We start from the raw sequence: 1,315 nt of genomic DNA on the forward strand, positions 1-1,315 counted from the left end.
CGATGTTCTCCACGCCGCCGACATAATAGAACGGTTTCTGCTTCGACGATGTCAGCCGCACCACTTCACGCGAAATGAAATCGGCAAGCCCGAACAGCGTGACGCCGCCATCCGAGGTTCTTGCCTTGCCGCGCAGGCCTTCGAGGATCGAATAGGTGAAGACGCCGTGGCCAAGTTCCGGCAGTTCGGCGGCGGTGTTGTTGGCAGCGGTGGCGGAGAACACGACGATGCGCGCGTCCTGCGCGTCCTTTTCCAGGCGCGGGTTGAAGGCGTTGGCGGCATGGCAGGTGTCGAGCAGCATGAAGCGCATGCCCTTGGCCCGCTCGACCGATTTCTGGATATCACCCCAGTCGACAAGCGACGAACGCTTCCAGCGGTCGGCATCCTGTTTGCGGCCATCGGTCGGGATGAAATAGTAGTCTTCGTCGATGTTGATGCCGTGACCGGCGACGAAGATGATGGTGGTGTCGTGCTCGCCGGGTTTGTCGAGGAAATCGGCGAGTTGGTCGTCGATCGTGTGCGAGTCCGGCTCCATGATGTTGTCGGCGCTGGCGACCGTGTAGGTCTGCTGCGCTTTGTCGGGGCTCTCGTCGAGCGCTTCGCGGTTGACCAGAACCAGCGTCTCCATCGACGAGAACAAAGGCGCCGATTTCTGTGCAACCACTTTGAGGAATTCGGTGGCGTCATCGACAGGGTAGCGCAAATCGCAGGCATGACCTGAACAGGCGTCGGTCAGGAACGGATATTTGTCGACGCCGATGACCGCGACATAGAGCTTGCCCTTGGCCTCGGCCTTCTCGACCTTCCTCGCCAGCGCCGTCACGCTGCGCTCCGTCAGATAGCCATATTCATTGGTGCCGGTGATGCGGATGGTGTTTTCGCCATTCTCGACCGGTACTTCGACAGTTGTCTTGTTGCCGTCCACGGAGCGCGTGGCAATATCGCCGACATTGCGGCTGTTCGACAGGATCGAGAAGCCGGCGACATCGGTGCCGGCTTCCTTGGCGCCTGTGATCTCGACGGCGACATAACCATCTCGGACCTTGCTCTGGTCGTCGGCAAGGCGGRTGCCGAATTCCGGCGGCTTGCGCTGCAACAGTTTCTGCAACTCGTCGTCGACGCCCGGCCGCATCTCCTTGACCGCCTGTTTCGCGCTGCGCAGGATGATCGCCCTGCGCACCATTTCTGGACTCCAGAGGTATTTCTTCAACTGCCCGGCGCGGATGAAGCGKCCYTCRTGGTCGCGGCCCTGGTTGACCTGCCAKCCSAYCAGCTTGTCGCCCTCRTCSGASGAATAATARTAGCCCTGCGGCAT

At 60.7% G+C, this 1,315-nt stretch carries 1 protein-coding gene; it reads right to left on the bottom strand.

What is annotated here, in order from left to right:
• A partial coding sequence (locus AC1DX0_RS35950) for a caspase family protein (protein WP_477359257.1) occupies positions 1-1,183 on the bottom strand: 1,183 nt, incomplete at its 3' end.
• Positions 1,184-1,315 lie beyond the last annotated feature (132 nt).

The organism is Mesorhizobium sp. P3_A9, from assembly GCF_056402975.1.